The sequence below is a fragment of the Candidatus Fonsibacter ubiquis genome (assembly GCF_002688585.1).
GTDB lineage: Bacteria > Pseudomonadota > Alphaproteobacteria > Pelagibacterales > Pelagibacteraceae > Fontibacterium > Fontibacterium commune.
On sequence record NZ_CP024034.1, the window covers coordinates 391,600 to 410,281 of the forward strand.

Below are 18,682 nucleotides of genomic sequence, written 5' to 3' on the forward strand. Positions count from 1 at the left end.
TATTTTTAGCAATAATCCTTTCCTTTTCAATTTACTGTTCTTTAATAGTTGGTATGTCTTGGGATGAGCCCTATCATTATAGAAATGGAGAAAATATTTATAAATATATTTTTTCTTTCGGAAAGCTCTCATATGAAAGTGCAAACTTTCCATTCCATTTTGGGTTTTATGATTTTTTTTCTACTTTAATTACAAAAAATTTTTCGTCAAAATATATTATTGAATCCCATCATCTTATAAATCTTTCTTTTTCATTAGGAACAGTATTTGGAATTTATAAATTATCAAAATTTTTTTTTAATAAAGAAATTGCTAAATTATCTTTTATTTTCTTATTTTTTAATCCAATTTTTTTTGGACATTTTTCAATAAATTCTAAAGATACGATTGTAGCTTTTTCGCATGTTTGGTTTTTTTATATTCTTATTAAGTATTTTGAAAATCTAAATAATAATTTAAAAAGAACTAATTTAGTTTTTTTATTAGCCTTTATTTTTTCTCTAGGCCTTAGCATTAGATTAACTTTTATATTTTCACTTTTTCCGATTTTTATTATTTTGATACTAGATTTCTTAATTTTTAGAATATTTTTAAAAAAAATTTCATTTCAAAAAAGTATTTTATTTGATTTATTAATTTTTTTTTTAATTTCCGTATCAATTACTTTACTATTCTGGCCTGATACTCATAAAGACATTTTTTCTCTACCTTTTGTCTTTGTTAAAAACTATTTTAATAATTTTTTTAGTAGCTCATTTTCACTTCCTTTTGGCATTTTAAATGGTCATATTTATTCAACTTCTAATACTCCGAACTCTTATATTTTTATAATGTTACTTTATAAAATGCCTACGTATATTATTTTAGCCTTTTTTTTATTACCCTTTTTTTATTTCTTAAAAAATTTTTGGAAAAAAAAAATTTTTTTAATTAAATTTTTATATATTTCAATGCAATTTTTAATACCCTTGATTTTAGTTTTTTCTTTTAGCGTAAGTTTAAACGACGGTATTAGGTATTTTTTATATATCATCCCATATATTGTTTTATTTTTTTGTATTCTTTTATATTTAATTTTTAGCTATAAAAAAATTTACCTATTACCTCTTAAATTTTTTTTTATTTGTTTATTTCTTTTTGAAATATATATATTTTTTATTTTAACTCCTTATCAATATAGTTATATTAATTTTTTGAATGGCAAATACTCTGAAAATATTCACAAATTTGAAAATGACTATTGGGGCATTAGCTTAAAGGAATTAATTTTAGATATTAATAAAAAAAAACTTTTTTTAAATGAGAGAGATAAAATCTATAAAGTAGCTTTTTGTGGTCTTAATGAAAAAGTAGCTCAATATTATCTAAATAAACTAGATAATTTTAAATACAGAACGGTTGATACTAATAAGGACTATGATTTTATAGTTTTTATTAATAGAAATACAGGAACTGCTAATCAATCTATTGATGATGTTAGCACGTGTTATAAAAAATTTTTTAAGGAGCAGTTGTTAACTGTTGATCGTAATAATCTTAGTCTGTCTTTTATATCTAAATAATTCTTCTATTATGTTCCAAATATATAAATTTTTAAAAATAACCAATTTTTTTTATTTAATTTTTAAATATTCGATAAAACTTCTTAAAGAAATTAGAATTAAATAAATTCCAAAAATTTTTGTAATTAAACTTCTACTAACCTTGTGTACGACTTTTGCTCCAAGAGGAGCCATAAGCATAGTAACTGGAACAAAAACTAAAAAACCCGCAAGGTTAAAATAACCAAAACTTAATGGAGAATTAACTGTAGCAAATATAGCTCCACTTGAAATCATGCTGATAGTTCCTGAAATTGCAATCAAAATTCCAATAGCCGCAGATGTTCCAATAGCCTTTCTCATATCATAGCCGAATAATCTCATAAAAGGCACCGATAATGATCCACCACCAATACCCAAAGGCACTGAAATAAAACCTATAAAATTTCCAATAATAATTTTATAAATCTTTGGAATATTTCTTTCTGTTTCTTCTAATTTTGATTTTAAAAATAAGAAAAATAAACCCACCAAAAATGCAAAAATTGAGAAAAATAATACTAAATTTGCTGTTTTAAGATTTGATGCCAATAAAGTTCCAATTATAACTCCCAATACAATATAAATCCCAAAAGATTTTATTAGACCAAAATCAACAGCATTAAATTTCATATGAGTTCTAGTAGACATAATTGATGTGGGTATAATAATTGCTAAAGAGGTTCCTAAAGCTAAATGCATTTTAGTTGCCATTTCAAAGTCTAGGACTGTAAATGCGTAATAGAGAGCAGGAACCATTACTAAACCACCACCAACACCAAGGAGACCCGCCATAAAGCCGGCAACCGAAGCCGCCATCATCATTACAATTAAAAGATTAAAAATTTGTATCCAATCCATGAGAAAATTATTCTTAACTTATATATTTTTAGTTAATAAATAGTAGTTAATAATAAAACATGAAAATAATTAAAAAATATTGGTATATAATTCCTCTATTATTTATTATTTGGTTTTTTTATCCTAGCGACTACTTAAAGAATTGTGTCAGTGATTTTAAAAATAAACAAACATTCTATAAAAATCAATTTGCAGATCAGTATGGTCTAATCACTTGTTCAAAGATTAAAAAAGAGGATCAAAATACGTTTAATCTTTTAAAGGGTAAAGTGTTCTCAAAAACTACAGCATTTAAAAAGTATTTACCCAACTAATTATTATTTTAACTTTGGTTATTTACTGTTATACAAGTTTTTCAAATTTAAGGGGCGATTAGCTCAGTTGGTAGAGCATCTCGTTTACACCGAGAGGGTCGGGAGTTCGAGTCTCTCATCGCCCACCATTATTTATTTTTAGGGCATCTAGTTCAGTGGTAGAACACTTGCTCGACACGCAAGGGGTGGTAAGTTCGATTCTTACGATGCCCACCATAAGGATATGGATAAACTGTTTGTTTACGGAACTTTGATGCCAAATAATAAAAATTTTTTTATTTTAAAAAATATTTTAGGAAATTGGCAAAAAGCATTCACCTTTGGTTCTGTTAAGAAAATAAGGTTAGAAAAAGATTTTGAATATGATGCAATTATTCCTAATTCAAAAGTAGATAAAATTAATGGTTATTTATTAACCTCATTTAGTCTTAAGTATTTATGGAAAAAATTAGATTGTTATGAAGGAAAACGTTATCAAAGAGTAATTACTGATGTGTATTTAAAGAATAACCAAAAAACAAAAGCCTATATTTATTCTCTTAAAATTTCTGAGTTATAATTTATAAGACTTTTTGAATAATTCTGTGTATAAATTTACTCGGTAATTTTAAATTGTGGTGACAGCATAATTTTGGCTGCACTGCTTTTTTAGGGGGTGTAGCTCAGCTTGGTTAGAGCGCCTGCCTGTCACGCAGGAGGCCGCGGGTTCGAGTCCCGTCACTCCCGCCAGAATAAATACTTAAAATATGAGTTCAACTTTTTTTAATTCTTTTGCAGTTTTATTTGTTGCTATAGATGCAGCAGGAATTGGACCCTTATTTTTATTATTAACTGAAGGAGCAACAAGAGAGCAAAGATTTAAGATTGCAATTAAATCGTCTCTAATTGCTTTTATTGTATTAATTATTTTTGCATACGGAGGTAAATTTTTTTTTAACTGGATTGGGGTATCAATAAATTCTCTTAAAATTGCGGGGGGGATAATTTTGTTTATTATTTCAATTGAAATGCTTTTAGACAAAAGAAGATTAAGAAGAGAAGAGAGCGCTAATAAAGTTTTAAGTGAAAAAACTATAGAAGAAATTTCAATTTTTCCACTCGCAATTCCTTTGATTGCTGGGCCTGCTGCGTTAACTTCTGTTTTACTTTTAGTAAATGCAAATTCAAAAGATCCAGAAAGATTAATAATGGTCTATATTGCTTTAACTGCAGTAATGATAGTAACTTTTTTTCATATGATATTTTCTGCAATTCTTGCAAACTATACAAGTAAAAATATTCTCAATGTATTTTCACGAGTAATAGCTTTAATTTTGGCATCTCTCGCAATTCAATTTATTGTAGATGGAATAAAATCTAGTTTTGGATTTTAATTTTTTCTCTCAAGTAATCTAAAAATACCCAAAGTTGTTGAGACTGCATTAGAAACATTCAAACTCTCAATTTCTTTGTTAATTTGAATTTTAATAAGATGATCACAGTTTTCTTTTACTAACCTTCTAAGACCATCTCCTTCCGATCCAAACACAAAAACATTCTGGTTGGACCATTTTTGATCTTCAATATTTTCTTTTGCATTACCATCCAGTCCATATACCCAATAATTATTTTTCTTTAAAACTTCAAGTGCATTTGTAATATTTGATACTGGAATAATGTTTACAAGTTCCATTGCCCCACTAGCACTCTTGTACATCATCTTGTTTTTAGGGTTATAATTTTTTTCTAAAAGAATAACAGCATCAATATTAAAAGCGCTGCATGATCTTATTATTGAGCCTATATTTCTTTGATCTGTAATATCGTCTAGTACAACTAATGTATTTTTTGAATTACTTTTACTTTTTAAATACTCTTTTAACTCTACTGTTGGAATACTTTCTATCTCAGCAGCTACACCTTGATGTACAATATTTTCACTAATAAAAATTTTATCTATCTCTTTTTTATCTTTTGTTTCAATTAAAATTTTTTTATTGAAATTTTTAAGATTAAAATCTTTCTGATTTTCTTCCGTAATAATAAGTTTATTTATTTTTCTTTTAGGGTTTTTGATAGCAGATAAAACTGCGTGTTTGCCGCCTATCCAAAATGCACCTGTTTTCATTGATTTAATTGATATAACTATCTTAATTTGAGTTAAAAATGTATTGCATTAATATTACTCTCTAATTATATTCCGCCTAATTTTAAGCTTCATAATCGCAATAGTGTGGTTAGGAAGTTGTGTTGTAAATTTTTTCTTTTTTAGAACACTTGAAAGCTACTCAAAACAAAACCTCCGTCGTTTTGTGAAAAATTGGAGGGGTGACCGAGTGGTTAAAGGTGACGGTCTGTAAAACCGTTGGCTCCGGCCTACGAAGGTTCGAATCCTTCCCCCTCCACCAAGAGGGAGTGTTTAAAGAAAAGAATTGTTGGCAACAAAATAAAATTAGGAGTAAGGTTTGGTTACGCGGGTGTAGTTCAATGGTAGAACTCCAGCCTTCCAAGCTGGTTGTGAGAGTTCGATTCTCTTCACCCGCTCCAGATTAAAAATTAATAATAAACTGAGAGGTGTAGAAAAAGTAAATGTCTAAGGAAAAATTTCAAAGAACGAAACCACATTGTAACATTGGTACTATTGGTCACGTCGATCATGGTAAAACAACTTTAACAGCCGCGATCACAAAAGTTCTTGCAAAAGCTGGTGGAGCAAAATTTGTAGCTTACGATCAGATTGACAAAACACCTGAAGAAAAAGCAAGGGGTATTACTATTTCTACAGCTCACGTTGAATACGAAACAGCAAAACGTCATTATGCGCACGTCGACTGTCCAGGACACGCTGACTACGTAAAAAATATGATTACAGGTGCCGCACAAATGGATGGAGCTATTTTAGTTGTGAATGCAGCGGATGGTCCTATGCCACAAACTAGAGAACATATTCTTTTAGCGAGACAAGTTGGTGTTCCGGCTCTAGTTGTTTTTTTAAATAAAGTTGACACTGTAAATGATAAAGAACTTTTAGATCTTGTTGAAATGGAGATCAGAGAATTATTAACTTCTTATGGATATCCTGGAGACAAAACTCCAATCATCAAAGGTTCAGCTTTAAAAGCAATAGAAGGTGATGTTGAACTTGGAGATAAACCAATTCTAGCTTTGATGGAAGCGGTTGATACTTTTATTCCACAACCAAATAGACCAAAAGACAAACCATTCTTAATGCCAATCGAAGATGTATTTTCGATTTCTGGTCGTGGAACAGTTGTTACAGGCAGAATTGAGTCAGGAGCAATTAAAACTGGTGAAGAAATGGAAATCATTGGAATTAAAGCAACTCAAAAATCTGTTTGTACAGGTGTAGAGATGTTTAGAAAACTTTTAGACTCGGGTGAAGCAGGTGATAACGTTGGTATTCTTTTAAGAGGTATTGAACGTGATCAAGTTGAAAGAGGACAAGTTTTGGCTAAGCCAGGATCAATAAAACCGCACACTAAATTTGAGGCTCAAGCCTACATATTAAAAAAAGAGGAAGGCGGAAGACACACTCCATTTTTTACTAAATATCGTCCTCAGTTTTATTTTAGAACTACTGATGTTACAGGTGAGGTTGCGTTACCAGCTGGTGTTGAGATGATTATGCCTGGTGATGATGCAAAAATGACTGTTACTTTAATCACTCCAATTGCAATGGACAATAATTTAAAATTTGCAATTAGAGAAGGAGGAAGAACCGTAGGAGCTGGAGTAGTAACTAAGATTATAGAATAAATCTTAGGAGTGTAGCTCAATTGGTAGAGCGCCGGTCTCCAAAACCGGAGGTTGCGGGTTCAAGTCCCTCCACTCCTGCCACAGATTGTTAAATATGTTTAATCCTATTCAATTTTTAAGATCTGTTAAGCAGGAGGCTTTAAAAATATCTTGGCCAACAAGAAAAGAAACTACTATTGGTGCATTAACAGTCTTTGTGATGTCAGTAATTGCAGCTTTGTTTTTTTTGTTATTAGATCAGATTTTTAAATTCGGTCTAAATTATTTACTTGGAATTTAACTTATGATGAAATGGTACATTATCCAGGCGCATTCAGGCGCAGAAAAAAAAGTAGCCAGTCTTATACCTGAAAAACTTGAGAAAGAGGGATTAGCGCATCATTTTGAACAAACTTTAGTTCCAACTCATGAAGTTACAGAAGTAAAAAAAGGAAAAAGAACTACTTCTGAAAAAAAATACTTTCCAGGTTATTTTTTAGCCAAGCTAGATATGAACGATCAAGTTTATCATTTAATTAAATCTATAAAAAGAATAACTGGATTTTTGGGAGTACCTGGAAAACCTACTCCAATATCAGAAGCCGAAGTTACAAAAATTATGGGAAAAATTGAAGATGGAGCTCTCAAGCCTTCAACTAGTATAAGTTTTGATATCGGTGAACAAGTTAGAGTTTGTGATGGACCTTTTGCTTCATTTAGTGGCCTTGTAGAGGGAGTTGATGAAGAAAAGTCTAGACTAAAGGTTTCCGTTTCGATATTTGGTAGGCCCACACCTGTAGAGTTAGAATATGGGCAGGTAGAAAAAATTTAAGTATGGCTAAAGAAGTTTCTGGAATATTAAAGTTACAAATTAAAGGCGGACAAGCTAATCCCGCTCCTCCAGTTGGACCAGCTCTTGGACAAAGGGGAGTTAATATAATGGAATTTTGTAAATCTTTTAACGATAAGACTAAATCTTTAATGGGTCAGCCGGTTCCGGTAGTTATTACAATTTATAAAGATAAAAAATTTGATTTTATAATCAAAACTCCTCCTGCTTCTTTTTTAATTAAGGAAGCTATTAAACTTAAGAGTGGCTCAAAGGAACCAGGTAGAAACATTGTAGGATCAATTACCAAAGCTCAACTTAAGAAAATCGCTGAGATAAAAATGAAAGATTTAAATGCATTTGATATTGAGCAAGCGATTAAAATTATTGCAGGTTCAGCAAGATCTATGGGAGTTGAGGTTAAAGACTAATGGCAAAAAAACATTCAAAAAGATATTCAGCTTTAATTAAAGGTCATGACAAGAATAAAGAACTTGCTTTGCCTGAAGCTATAAAATTACTAAAAACAAAATCAAACACGAAATTCACTGAGTCCATGGAGGCTACTTTCTTTTTAAATATCGATAAAGCAAAAACTGATCAAAATTTAAGAACTGTTGTAGATTTGCCAAATGGCAACGGTAGAAAAGTTAAAGTTGCTGTAATTTGTGGTAATGACAAATTAAATGAAGCTAAATCTTCTGGTGCTGAGATTTCTGGATCAGAGGATTTAATTAATGAAATCAATTCAGGAAAAATTAATTTTGATGTATTAATTTCAACACCTGACATGATGGCAAAAGTTGGTAAGCTAGGAAAAGTTTTAGGGCCTAAGGGTTTAATGCCAAATCCAAAATTAGGTACTGTTGCAAAAGATATTAAGTCTACTGTTGATGCAATAAAAAAAGGTAGAATAGAAATTAAATGTGATAAAGATGGAAATTTAGGTTTGTCAATCGGCAAAGTAAAATTTTCTGATAAAGAACTCTCTGAAAATTTTAAAAGTGTTTATGAAGTTGTATCAAAAGAAAAACCAACGGGTATTAAAGGTAATTTTATAAATTCAATATATTTATCTACAACAATGGGACCTTCAGTTAAACTTCAACTTTCTAGTATATAATGAACAGAGAACAAAAAACCACTTACGTAAATGATCTAAAATCTGTTATTGCAGCCAATGAAGGCATTTTAGTTTATCACTATGAAGGTATTACTGTTAAAGACCTAGAAAGTCTTCGAACTAAAATGAGAGAAAGTGGTGCTTTTTTAAAAATTACAAAAAATAGAATTACAAAAATCGCACTCAAAGGTTCTAAAGCAGAAAAGTTGGAAAAATTTTTTAAAGGACCAACAGCAATCGCATGTTCTAAAGACCCCATTACCCTTGCAAAGACGTTAGTTAACTTTTCAAAATCTAATGAAAAATTAAAAATCCTTGGTGGATTGATGGATGAGAAGCTTTTAGAACCATCTGACGTCGCTCATATAGCTACTTTGCCTACGCTTAATGAAGCACGAGCTAAAATTGTTGGTATTTTAGCTGCCCCAGCTCAAAAAATTGTAAGTATTTTGCTTGCACCAAGCGCAAAAATAGTTAATTTGATGCACGCTAAAAATTTAAAAAATTAAACCCACTAGGATATTCAAAATGCCAGATTTAAATAAAATTGTAGAGGAATTATCAAAACTGACTGTTGTTGAGGCAGCAGAACTTTCAAAAACTTTAGAGGAAAAATGGGGAGTTTCAGCAGCAGCACCAGTTGCAGCAGCAGCACCAGCGGCGGCGGCAGGCGGTGCAGCAGCAGAAGAAAAAAATGATTTCGTAGTAAATCTTGTTTCATCAGGCGACAATAAGATTGGTGTGATTAAAGAAGTAAGAGCGTTTACTGGTTTAGGTTTAAAAGAAGCTAAAGATTTAGTTGAAGGTGCACCAAAACAACTTAAAGCTGGCGTTAGCAAAAAAGATGCTGACGATGTTAAAAAGAAACTTGAAGCAGTTGGCGCAAAAGTAGAACTTAAGTAAATTTAAATTTTTTTTAAAGCCGGATAATAAAATATTCGGTTAATAAACTATGTTATTATCTTTTACAGATAAAAAAAAAGTTAGAAAAAGTTTTGGCAAATTAGAAAATATACTTAACATACCAGATTTAATAGAAGTCCAAGTTAATTCCTATAAAAACTTTTTAGAAGCAAATACAGAACATAAAATTGATTCTGGTATTACTAAAGTTTTTAAAGATATTTTTCCAATAGAAGAATTTTCAGGACTGGCAACAATTGAATACATTTCTTATCGATTTGAAAAGCCGAAATATACTGTTCAAGAGTGTAATCAGCGAGGCCTAACATACTCAGCGGCGTTAAAGGCAACACTTAGATTAGTCGCTTACGATATTAATGAGGAAAAACAAACCAAACAAGTTTTGTCTGCAAAAGAGCAAGAAGTTTATATGAGTGATATTCCTTTAATGACCCCAAGAGGAACATTTGTTGTAAACGGAATTGAAAGGGTTTGTGTAAACCAAATGCACAGAAGTCCGGGAGTTTTTTTCGATCATGATAAAGGCAAAACACATGCAAGTGGTAAATTATTATTTAGTTGCAGAGTCATTCCTTACAGAGGATCATGGTTAGATTTTGAATATGATACAAAAGATATTTTAAATTTTAGAATCGATAGAAAAAGAAAACTTCCAGTAACAACTTTACTAATGGCGCTTGGTTATAACAGAGATGATATTCTTAGTCTTTTTTATGAAAATATTAGATATGATTTAACTTCAGAAGATGAATGGAAAACAAAATTTACCCCAGAAAATTTTAGAAATTACAAATTAAGAAATGACCTGATCAATGCAGAAACTAAAAAAGTTGTTATAAAAAAAGATACTAAAATTCTCTATCCATTAGCATTAAAATTAAAAAAAGAAGGGTTAAATAGTTATTTAGTCAAAACTCCAGACTTATTTGGAAAATATTTAGCTAACGATATTATTAATGAGAAAACAGGCGAAGTAATTGCAGAATCTGGTGATGAAATTACAAATGATTTAATTTCTAAACTTACAGATCTTAAGACAAAAACAATTTATTTACTTGATATAGATGGCGTAAATAGAGGTCCGTTTTTAAGGAATACCTTAACTATTGATAAAAATCTTAATCAAGATGAGGCTAGTATGGATATTTACCGTGTTCTAAGACCCGGTGAACCGCCAACAATTGAAACAGCTAAAAATTTATTCGGTAATCTGTTCTTTAATCATACACGATACGATCTTTCAGAAACAGGTCGAGTTAAGATGAATGCCAGAATGGATCTAGATTGCGATCCTAAATTAACTGTTCTTAGGAAAGAAGACATTGTTACAATTGTTAAACACATGTTGGATTTGAAAGATGGAAAAGGTGAAGTAGATGATATTGATCATCTAGGAAATCGTAGACTTAGATCAGTTGGTGAACTTGTAGAAAATCAATTTAGAATTGGACTTATAAGAATGGAGAGAGCTATTAAGGAAAAAATGGCTTCAGTTGAAATTGATTCGGTTATGCCACAAGATTTGATTAATGCAAAACCGATTGCCGCTTGTCTCAAGGAATTTTTTGGAACATCACCATTATCTCAATTTATGGACCAAACTAATCCACTCGCGGAAATTACCCATAAAAGAAGAGTATCAGCTCTTGGACCTGGAGGATTAAATAGAGAGAGAGCAGGATTTGAAGTTCGAGATGTGCATCCAACCCATTATGGAAGGATATGTCCAATTGAAACACCAGAGGGACCAAATATTGGATTAATTAATAGTTTAGCAACTTATTCAAGAATAAATAAATATGGTTTTATAGAAAGTCCGTACAGAAAAGTTGTGAATGGTAAAGTTACAAAAGAAATTCATTATTTATCTGCAATGGAAGAAGGTAAGTACACAATTGCGCAAGCGAACTCGCCTTTAAGTAAGGAAAATACTTTTGTTGATGACTTAGTTTCATGCAGAAAATCTTTAGGATTTGAGTTGGCTAAACCTGAGAACGTAGATTTTATGGACGTGTCTCCAAAACAAGTTGTGTCAGTTGCTGCTGCTTTAATTCCATTTTTAGAAAATGATGATGCTAATAGAGCGTTAATGGGATCGAATATGATGAGACAAGCCGTTCCTTTAATTAAAAATGAATCTCCATTAGTTGGAACAGGAATAGAAAAAGATGTTGCAGTAGATTCTGGAGCTACATTAGTTGCAAAACGAGATGGCGTTGTTGACAAAATTGATGGAAAAAGAATAGTTGTTAGAGTAACGACTGAAAAAGATCTTACAAAATCTGGTGTTGATATTTATAACTTAAGTAAATTTCAAAGGTCAAATCAGAACACATGCATCAACCAAAGACCTTTAGTTAAAGTTGGTGATAAAATTAGAAAAGGTGATGTTATTGCTGATGGTCCTTCAACTCAATTTGGTGAATTAGCTTTAGGTAAAAATGTGATGGTAGCATTCATGCCTTGGCGAGGTTACAACTTTGAGGACTCTATATTAATTTCTGAAAGATGCGTTACTGACGATGTTTTTACATCAATTCACATTGAAGAATATAGCGTTATGGCAAGAGATACTAAACTAGGGCCTGAAGAAATCACAAGAGATATACCTAATACAGCTGAAGAAAACCTAATTAATTTAGATGAGTCTGGAGTTGTTTATGTTGGCGCAGAAGTTAAACCTGGAGACATATTGGTTGGAAAAGTTACTCCAAAAGGAGACTCGCCAGTAAATGCAGAGGAAAAGTTATTAAGAGCAATCTTTGGAGAAAAAGCAATTGATGTAAGAGACACATCATTAAAAATGCCTTCTGGAACAAATGGGGTAGTGGTTGAAGTGCGAGTATTTAACAGACATGGAATTGAAAAAGATGAGAGAGCAATTTCAATCGAGAGAGCTGAAATCGAGTCAGTTCAAAATGATAAAAATGCTGAAGAGGAAATATTAGAGTCCAATATTATAGCTAGAGTTAAAAGTACTTTAGTTTCAAATAAACTTGAAGAAGATTATAAATCTATAAAAAAAGGTACAGTTTTATCAGAGGATAATCTTTCAGAACTAACAGCAAATGAACTATTTAAATTAGTTATTGAAGATAAAAAAGTTCAATCAAATTTAGTAATTTTAAAAGAACAGTTTATTAAGGCAAAAAAAGATATTCAAACTAGATTTGAAGACCAAGTGGATAAAATTCAAAAAGGCGATGATTTATTACCAGGGGTTATGAAAATGGTTAAGGTTTTCGTAGCTATGAAAAGAAAACTTCAAGCTGGTGATAAAATGGCAGGAAGACATGGTAATAAAGGTGTTATCAGTCGAATTGTACCAGTAGAAGATATGCCTTACATGAAAGACGGTAAGCCAGTCGATATTGTTTTAAATCCATTGGGTGTTCCTAGTCGTATGAACGTAGGTCAAATTTTAGAAACCCATTTAGGATGGGCTTGTTCGGAGATGGGTGAAAAAATTAAAAAATTAATTGAAGATGTGCAAAAAAGCGCTTCAAAAAAAGACGAGTTAAAAAGTTATCTTGGAAAAATTTATAAAGGTGAAATAGCAGATGAAATTAAAAATTTATCCGATTCAGAGCTTAACGAATTAAGTTATAATTTATCTAGTGGAGTTCCTATAGCTACACCAGTTTTTGATGGAGCAAGTGTAAACGATGTTACTGAAATGCTAAAATTTTGCGGCTTACCGGAGTCTGGACAAACTGATTTATTTGACGGCAGAACTGGTGAAAAAATAGATCGTCAAGTTACAGTTGGTATTATTTACATGTTGAAATTAGCCCACATGGTTGATGATAAGATTCATGCTCGTTCTACCGGTCCTTACAGCTTAGTTACACAGCAACCTTTGGGTGGAAAAGCTCAATTTGGTGGCCAAAGATTTGGAGAGATGGAAGTCTGGGCATTAGAAGCTTATGGAGCCGCTTATACATTACAAGAAATTTTAACAATTAAATCAGATGACGTAGCTGGTAGAACAAAAGTTTACGAAACTATTGTTAAAGGAGACGATGATTTTGAATCAGGGGTGCCTGAGTCATTTAACGTTTTAATAAAAGAAATAAGATCTTTAGGCCTAAATATCGAATTAACAAATTAGATTATGAGCAAAGAATTAACAAATTTATTTAAAAAAAATATTAATAAAGAAAACTTTAATAATATTAAAATTTCTTTAGCAAGTCCTGAAAAGATTAAGTCTTGGTCATTTGGTGAAATTAAAAAACCAGAAACAATTAATTATAGAACATTCAAACCCGAAAAAGATGGACTATTTTGTTCTAGAATATTTGGACCGGTAAAAGATTACGAATGTTTGTGCGGTAAATATAAGCGTATGAAGTTTAGAGGGATTATCTGCGAAAAATGCGGTGTGGAAGTTACAAAAGCAAATGTAAGACGTGAACGTATGGGTCACGTAGAACTCTCTACACCAGTTTCTCACATTTGGTTTTTAAAATCATTACCTAGCAGAATAGCTCTTGCAATGGACATGAAACTTAAAGATCTTGAGAAAGTTTTATATTTTGAAAATTTTATTATTATTGAGCCAGGTCTTACAGAATTCAAAAAAAATCAATTAATTACAGAAGAAGAATTATTAAAAGCCCAAGAAAAATATGGTGAGGATCAATTTTCAGCAGGAATTGGTGCTGAAGCTATAAGAGAAGTTTTAGCTGCAATTGATTTACCTGCGGAGAGAGAGAGATTAAGAGAAATATTAAAAAACACAACTTCTAAAGTTGCTGAAGAAAGAACTATTAAAAGACTAAAATTAGTTGAAAATTTTATTAACTCTGGAAATAAACCAGAATGGATGATCTTAACTGTCATACCGGTAATTCCTCCTGAACTTAGACCTTTAGTTCCTCTTGATGGTGGAAGGTTTGCAACGTCTGATCTTAATGATCTGTATCGAAGAGTGATTAATAGAAATAATCGATTAAAAAGATTAATGGAATTAAGAGCTCCTGACATCATTGTAAGAAATGAGAAGCGTATGTTGCAAGAAGCAGTCGATGCTCTATTTGATAATGGTCGAAGAGGAAGAGTTATAACAGGAACTGGAAAAAGACCTCTTAAATCTTTAGCAGATATGCTCAAAGGTAAACAGGGTCGTTTTAGACAAAACTTATTAGGAAAACGAGTTGATTATTCAGGAAGATCTGTAATTGTTGTAGGACCAGAATTAAAATTACATCAGTGTGGTCTACCAAAAAAAATGGCCTTAGAATTGTTTAAGCCGTTTATTTATGCAAAATTAGATAAATTAGGATTAGCTACCACAATTAAACAAGCAAAAAAGATAGTAGAAAAAGAAAAATCAGAAGTTTGGGATATTTTAGAAGAAGTTGTTAGAGAGCATCCAGTTCTTTTAAACCGAGCACCAACACTACATAGATTAGGAATCCAGGCTTTTGAACCTTTATTGATTGAAGGTAAAGCAATTCAGTTACATCCACTAGTAACAGCAGCTTTTAACGCAGACTTCGACGGTGACCAAATGGCCGTTCACGTTCCTTTAAGTTTAGAAGCTCAATTAGAAGCGAGAGTATTAATGATGTCGACTAATAATATTTTAAGTCCATCTAATGGAAAACCTATAATTGTTCCATCCCAAGATATGGTTTTAGGAATTTACTACATGTCTCAATTTTTTGGGGATCAAGATACTAAGCCAGTTGGTTATTTTTTAAATTTAGATGAAATTGCACAAGGACTTGAAAATAAATCTATAAATGTTCATTCTAAAATTGTCTCTAGATTTGAAACTGTAGATGAAAAAGGCAAGCCTGTTTTCAAAACATATCAAAGTAGTGTTGGTAGATTTTTATTAGCAGACATTCTTCCAAAGCATCACAAGATTTCTTTTGATTTAGTTAATAAATTATTAACAAAAAAACAAATATCAGAACTAATAGATATAATTTTTAGATACTGTGGACAAAAAGAAACAGTAATTTTCTGTGACAAATTAATGGGAATTGGATTTCATAATGCATTTAAAGCAGGGATATCCTTTGGAAAAGATGATTTAGTTATTCCAGAATCTAAAGAAAAAATTATAACTGATGCTAAAAAAATGGTTGAAGAATATGAAACTCAATATTCTGAAGGCTTAATTACTAAAGGCGAAAAATACAACAAAGTTGTGGATCAGTGGTCAAAATGTACTGATAAAATTGCAAGCGAGATGATGAAGAATATATCGGCATCAAAAGTTAACAAAGAAGATGGCTCCATAACAACTAACTCAATATTTATGATGGCTGATTCTGGCGCAAGAGGTTCAGCAGCTCAGATGAAGCAGTTAGCAGGCATGAGAGGTCTTATGGCAAAACCGTCAGGTGAAATTATTGAGACGCCAATTATTTCAAACTTTAAAGAGGGCTTAACAGTTCTAGAGTATTTTACATCTACACACGGGGCAAGAAAAGGTTTGGCTGACACCGCTTTGAAGACTGCAAATTCTGGATATCTAACAAGAAGACTTTGTGATGTATCTCAAGATGTAATTGTAAGACTTAAATTCTGCGGAACTAAAAAACACATTAACATTAGCGAGATAATAGAAGGTGGTAATATAATTGTATCTTTAACAGAAAGATCATTAGGTAGAATTGCTGCTAAAGACATAAAGGCTCCAAATACAGGTGACGTTATTGTAAAAGCCAAACAATTAATTGAGGAAAAACAGTGTGAATTAATGGATGCTGCAGGAGTAAAATCAATTGATGTTTATTCGCCAATTACCTGTGAAGCAAAAGATGGAATTTGTTCAACTTGTTATGGAAGAGATTTAGCTAGAGGAAGATTAGTATCTATTGGAGAATGTGTTGGAATGATCGCTGCTCAATCAATTGGAGAGCCTGGAACGCAGCTTACTATGAGAACATTCCACGTTGGAGGAACAGCTCAAATTAAACAAGAGTCATCGATTACTGCACCATCTGAGGGAGTATTAAAAGTCTCTAATCAAAACTTAATTGAAGATTCTAAAAAAGAATTAATAGTCATGGGACGAAATACTGAAATTATTATTGAAAAAAATGGAACCAATGTTGCAATGTATAAAATCCCATATGGATCAAAACTTTTTGTAAAACCTGATCAGCCAGTTAAAAAAGGTCAAAAAATTTGTGAATGGGATCCATATACTTTGCCAGTTATTTCAGAAACAGACGGTATTGTTAATTTTGTAGATTTGATCGATGGAGCCTCCATTACTGATGCTACAGATGAAGCTACAGGAATTTCTTCTAAAGTTGTTTTAGATTGGAGAGGTCAATCAAAGAATCTTGATCTAAAACCAAGAATTACTTTAAGAGATAGTAAAGGAAAAGTTGTTAAAAAAGCAGATGACAATGAGGCAAGATATTATTTAGTTCCAGAAACTATTTTATCAGTTGAAGATGGCGATAAAGTTAATGCTGGAGATGTATTAGCTAGACTACCTAAAGCAACTTCTAAAACAAAAGACATCACTGGTGGATTACCAAGAGTTGCTGAATTATTTGAAGCAAGAAAACCAAAAGAAGGAGCGATCATTGCAGAAAATGATGGTAAAATTGAATTTGGAAAAGAAGTTAGAGGAAAACTTAAAATTACAATTAAATCAAAAGCAGGAATTGAGTCTTCTTATTTAATTCCAAAAGGAAAACAAGTAAACTTCAATCCAGGTGAGGAAATTAAAAAAGGAGAATATTTATTAGACGGTAGTCCAGCGCCGCATGATATTTTAAGAATTTTAGGTGTAGAAGCTCTAGCAAATTATTTTATAGACGAAGTTCAAGAGGTTTACAGATTACAAGGTGTTATAATTAACGACAAACACATAGAAGTTATTGTAAGACAAATGCTTAGAAAAGTCGAAATCAAAGCTTCCGGCGATACATCTTTCTTGGTCGGAGAATTAGTTGATAAAATAGATTTAGATGAATTAAATAAAAAATTAGTTTCTGAAGGAAAGTCTCCTGCAAAAGTTGATCCAGTATTATTAGGTATTACAAAAGCTTCTTTACAAACTAAATCTTTTATTTCCGCAGCCTCTTTCCAAGAAACAACAAGAGTTCTAACTGAAGCGGCGATTAAAGGTAAAATTGATGTGCTTCATGGCTTAAAAGAAAACGTAATCGTCGGAAGACTGATACCTGCTGGAACTGGTGATAGTACATTTAAATACTCTAAAATTGCTCGTGAAAGAGACATGGAGCTTCAAAATAATAAAGCAAAAGCACCAGAGCAATTAGAGGTTACAAAGTAGTAATAAGCTAAGTATTTCAATAATAATCACACGTTTTTTAATACAACTACAATTTGACCTTTGGTTTAATTTAAGTATTATGCCCACACTTTTTAAGGTAGTAAGTAAGGCTCTAGAGCACTTAAACTCCTACCAGATTTTAGGTTTTGACCTTATTTTCTATCCTTAAATTATTTAATTTTAAATTAATTTATGCCAACGATTAATCAACTCGTTAAACAAGGAAGAGTTAAGCCAAAAGTAAGGAATAAAGTTCCTGCGCTAGAGGCATCGCCTCAAAAAAGAGGTGTGTGCACTCGGGTTTATACAACGACACCAAAAAAACCTAATTCTGCCTTACGTAAAGTTGCAAGAGTTCGTTTGTCCAATGGTTATGAAGTTACAAGTTATATTCCAGGAGAAGGTCATAATTTACAAGAGCACTCTGTAGTTATGATTAGAGGAGGAAGGGTAAAAGATTTACCAGGAGTTCGTTATCATACTATTCGAGGAGTTCTTGATACCCAAGGGGTTACTAAAATGAAACAACAAAGATCTAAATACGGAGCTAAGAGACCTAAATAATTATGTCACGAAGAAGAAAACAAACAAAGAGAGATGTAAGTCCTGATCCAGTCTACAAATCTAAAGTTGTTACAAAATTTATGAATTCATTAATGTATCAAGGAAAAAAAACAGTTGCTGAAAAAATTTTATACAAAACTTTTGAATTAATAAAAACAAAAACTAATGACGACCCATTAAAAGTTTTTAATGATGCATTAAAGAATGTGAAACCAAATTTAGAAGTTAAATCAAGAAGAGTTGGAGGAGCAACTTATCAAGTTCCTGTAGATGTAAGAGCAGATAGAGCACAGGCATTAGCAATTCGTTGGTTAATAGATGCCTCAAGAAAAAGATCAGATAAAAGCATGCAAGAAAAACTAGTCAAAGAATTATTAGATGCTGCATCTAACAAAGGGTCAGCAATCAAAAAAAGAGAAGACACTCACAAAATGGCAGAAGCCAATAAAGCTTTTGCCCATTTTAGATGGTAAATTT

At 31.5% G+C, this 18,682-nt stretch carries 16 protein-coding genes and 6 tRNA genes; 20 read left to right on the forward strand and 2 right to left on the reverse strand.

The window, feature by feature from the left end; translation table 11 throughout:
- Positions 1–53: 53 nt before the first annotated feature.
- Entirely contained in the window at positions 54–1,562 is a 1,509-nt protein-coding gene (locus CR143_RS02170) for a glycosyltransferase family 39 protein (protein ID WP_157780306.1), read from the forward strand.
- A gap of 51 nt (positions 1,563–1,613) precedes the next feature.
- Here CR143_RS02170 and CR143_RS02175 read toward each other — a convergent pair whose 3' ends face one another.
- A complete protein-coding gene (locus CR143_RS02175; RefSeq protein WP_099340213.1) occupies positions 1,614–2,441 on the reverse strand; it encodes a sulfite exporter TauE/SafE family protein in 828 nt (275 codons plus the stop codon).
- Positions 2,442–2,807: 366 nt separating this feature from the next.
- On the opposite strand from CR143_RS02175, the gene CR143_RS02185 reads away from it, so the two are divergent.
- The 5 genes from CR143_RS02185 to CR143_RS02205 all read left to right on the forward strand — a co-directional run bounded on the left by CR143_RS02185 (position 2,808) and on the right by CR143_RS02205 (position 4,128).
- Positions 2,808–2,883: transfer RNA gene (locus tag CR143_RS02185), tRNA-Val, on the forward strand.
- A gap of 13 nt (positions 2,884–2,896) precedes the next feature.
- Positions 2,897–2,971 (forward strand) — tRNA-Val (locus tag CR143_RS02190).
- Positions 2,972–2,978: 7 nt separating this feature from the next.
- Positions 2,979–3,314 carry a gamma-glutamylcyclotransferase family protein gene (locus tag CR143_RS02195; RefSeq protein ID WP_099340215.1) on the forward strand — a complete coding sequence of 112 codons (336 nt, stop codon included), beginning with the start codon at positions 2,979–2,981 and terminating at the stop codon, positions 3,312–3,314.
- Positions 3,315–3,406: 92 nt separating this feature from the next.
- Positions 3,407–3,484, forward strand: a tRNA-Asp gene (locus CR143_RS02200).
- 17 nt (positions 3,485–3,501) lie between these two features.
- A complete protein-coding gene (locus tag CR143_RS02205; RefSeq protein WP_099340216.1) occupies positions 3,502–4,128 on the forward strand; it encodes a MarC family protein in 627 nt (208 codons plus the stop codon).
- Here CR143_RS02205 and rlmB read toward each other — a convergent pair.
- The gene (gene rlmB / locus CR143_RS02210) at positions 4,125–4,862 is read right to left on the reverse strand and encodes a 23S rRNA (guanosine(2251)-2'-O)-methyltransferase RlmB (RefSeq protein WP_099340217.1); all 738 of its coding nucleotides are present in this window, start codon (positions 4,860–4,862) and stop codon (positions 4,125–4,127) included. The genes CR143_RS02205 and rlmB overlap by 4 nt on opposite strands.
- A 194-nt stretch (positions 4,863–5,056) precedes the next feature.
- Between rlmB and CR143_RS02215 the strand changes: the two genes are divergently transcribed.
- The 14 genes from CR143_RS02215 to rpsG all read left to right on the forward strand — a co-directional run bounded on the left by CR143_RS02215 (position 5,057) and on the right by rpsG (position 18,678).
- Positions 5,057–5,142: transfer RNA gene (locus tag CR143_RS02215), tRNA-Tyr, on the forward strand.
- Positions 5,143–5,207: 65 nt separating this feature from the next.
- A tRNA-Gly gene (locus CR143_RS02220) sits at positions 5,208–5,281 on the forward strand.
- 42 nt (positions 5,282–5,323) lie between these two features.
- A complete protein-coding gene (gene tuf, locus CR143_RS02225; protein WP_099340218.1) occupies positions 5,324–6,511 on the forward strand; it encodes an elongation factor Tu in 1,188 nt (395 codons plus the stop codon).
- A gap of 5 nt (positions 6,512–6,516) precedes the next feature.
- Positions 6,517–6,592: transfer RNA gene (locus CR143_RS02230), tRNA-Trp, on the forward strand.
- Between the two features lie 13 nt (positions 6,593–6,605).
- Positions 6,606–6,791: a preprotein translocase subunit SecE gene (gene secE, locus CR143_RS02235; RefSeq protein WP_099340219.1), complete on the forward strand. Its 186-nt coding sequence runs from the start codon at positions 6,606–6,608 to the stop codon at positions 6,789–6,791.
- 3 nt (positions 6,792–6,794) lie between these two features.
- Positions 6,795–7,322 carry a transcription termination/antitermination protein NusG gene (gene nusG, locus CR143_RS02240; protein ID WP_169696840.1) on the forward strand — a complete coding sequence of 176 codons (528 nt, stop codon included), beginning with the start codon at positions 6,795–6,797 and terminating at the stop codon, positions 7,320–7,322.
- 2 nt (positions 7,323–7,324) lie between these two features.
- Complete coding sequence (gene rplK / locus CR143_RS02245; RefSeq protein ID WP_099340221.1) at positions 7,325–7,750, forward strand: 50S ribosomal protein L11; 426 nt, start codon at positions 7,325–7,327, stop codon at positions 7,748–7,750.
- Positions 7,750–8,442, forward strand: a complete 693-nt coding sequence (gene rplA, locus CR143_RS02250) for a 50S ribosomal protein L1 (RefSeq protein WP_099340222.1) — start codon at positions 7,750–7,752, stop codon at positions 8,440–8,442. The genes rplK and rplA overlap by 1 nt, the downstream gene beginning before the upstream one ends.
- On the forward strand, positions 8,442–8,951 hold the full coding sequence (rplJ, locus tag CR143_RS02255; protein WP_099340223.1) for a 50S ribosomal protein L10: 510 nt from the start codon (positions 8,442–8,444) through the stop codon (positions 8,949–8,951). The genes rplA and rplJ overlap by 1 nt, the downstream gene beginning before the upstream one ends.
- Before the next feature lie 19 nt (positions 8,952–8,970).
- A complete protein-coding gene (gene rplL, locus CR143_RS02260; RefSeq protein ID WP_099340224.1) occupies positions 8,971–9,345 on the forward strand; it encodes a 50S ribosomal protein L7/L12 in 375 nt (124 codons plus the stop codon).
- Positions 9,346–9,394: 49 nt separating this feature from the next.
- Positions 9,395–13,477, forward strand: coding sequence for a DNA-directed RNA polymerase subunit beta (gene rpoB, locus CR143_RS02265; protein WP_099340225.1), 4,083 nt, complete (start codon positions 9,395–9,397; stop codon positions 13,475–13,477).
- A gap of 3 nt (positions 13,478–13,480) precedes the next feature.
- Positions 13,481–17,641 carry a DNA-directed RNA polymerase subunit beta' gene (gene rpoC / locus CR143_RS02270; RefSeq protein WP_099340226.1) on the forward strand — a complete coding sequence of 1,387 codons (4,161 nt, stop codon included), beginning with the start codon at positions 13,481–13,483 and terminating at the stop codon, positions 17,639–17,641.
- 192 nt (positions 17,642–17,833) lie between these two features.
- A complete protein-coding gene (rpsL, locus tag CR143_RS02275; protein WP_099340227.1) occupies positions 17,834–18,205 on the forward strand; it encodes a 30S ribosomal protein S12 in 372 nt (123 codons plus the stop codon).
- 2 nt (positions 18,206–18,207) lie between these two features.
- Positions 18,208–18,678, forward strand: a complete 471-nt coding sequence (gene rpsG / locus CR143_RS02280; RefSeq protein WP_099340228.1) for a 30S ribosomal protein S7 — start codon at positions 18,208–18,210, stop codon at positions 18,676–18,678.
- Positions 18,679–18,682 lie beyond the last annotated feature (4 nt).

Excerpts from the sequence above, each read along its gene's own strand:
- CR143_RS02170 (WP_157780306.1), top strand. The coding sequence starts at position 54 with ATGTCTTGGGATGAGCCCTATCATTATAGAAATGGAGAAAATATTTAT.
- CR143_RS02175 (WP_099340213.1), bottom strand. The coding sequence starts at position 2,441 with ATGGATTGGATACAAATTTTTAATCTTTTAATTGTAATGATGATGGCG.
- CR143_RS02195 (WP_099340215.1), top strand. The coding sequence starts at position 2,979 with ATGGATAAACTGTTTGTTTACGGAACTTTGATGCCAAATAATAAAAAT.
- CR143_RS02205 (WP_099340216.1), top strand. The coding sequence starts at position 3,502 with ATGAGTTCAACTTTTTTTAATTCTTTTGCAGTTTTATTTGTTGCTATA.
- rlmB (WP_099340217.1), bottom strand. The coding sequence starts at position 4,862 with ATGAAAACAGGTGCATTTTGGATAGGCGGCAAACACGCAGTTTTATCT.
- tuf (WP_099340218.1), top strand. The coding sequence starts at position 5,324 with ATGTCTAAGGAAAAATTTCAAAGAACGAAACCACATTGTAACATTGGT.
- secE (WP_099340219.1), top strand. The coding sequence starts at position 6,606 with ATGTTTAATCCTATTCAATTTTTAAGATCTGTTAAGCAGGAGGCTTTA.
- nusG (WP_169696840.1), top strand. The coding sequence starts at position 6,795 with ATGATGAAATGGTACATTATCCAGGCGCATTCAGGCGCAGAAAAAAAA.
- rplK (WP_099340221.1), top strand. The coding sequence starts at position 7,325 with ATGGCTAAAGAAGTTTCTGGAATATTAAAGTTACAAATTAAAGGCGGA.
- rplA (WP_099340222.1), top strand. The coding sequence starts at position 7,750 with ATGGCAAAAAAACATTCAAAAAGATATTCAGCTTTAATTAAAGGTCAT.
- rplJ (WP_099340223.1), top strand. The coding sequence starts at position 8,442 with ATGAACAGAGAACAAAAAACCACTTACGTAAATGATCTAAAATCTGTT.
- rplL (WP_099340224.1), top strand. The coding sequence starts at position 8,971 with ATGCCAGATTTAAATAAAATTGTAGAGGAATTATCAAAACTGACTGTT.
- rpoB (WP_099340225.1), top strand. The coding sequence starts at position 9,395 with ATGTTATTATCTTTTACAGATAAAAAAAAAGTTAGAAAAAGTTTTGGC.
- rpoC (WP_099340226.1), top strand. The coding sequence starts at position 13,481 with ATGAGCAAAGAATTAACAAATTTATTTAAAAAAAATATTAATAAAGAA.
- rpsL (WP_099340227.1), top strand. The coding sequence starts at position 17,834 with ATGCCAACGATTAATCAACTCGTTAAACAAGGAAGAGTTAAGCCAAAA.
- rpsG (WP_099340228.1), top strand. The coding sequence starts at position 18,208 with ATGTCACGAAGAAGAAAACAAACAAAGAGAGATGTAAGTCCTGATCCA.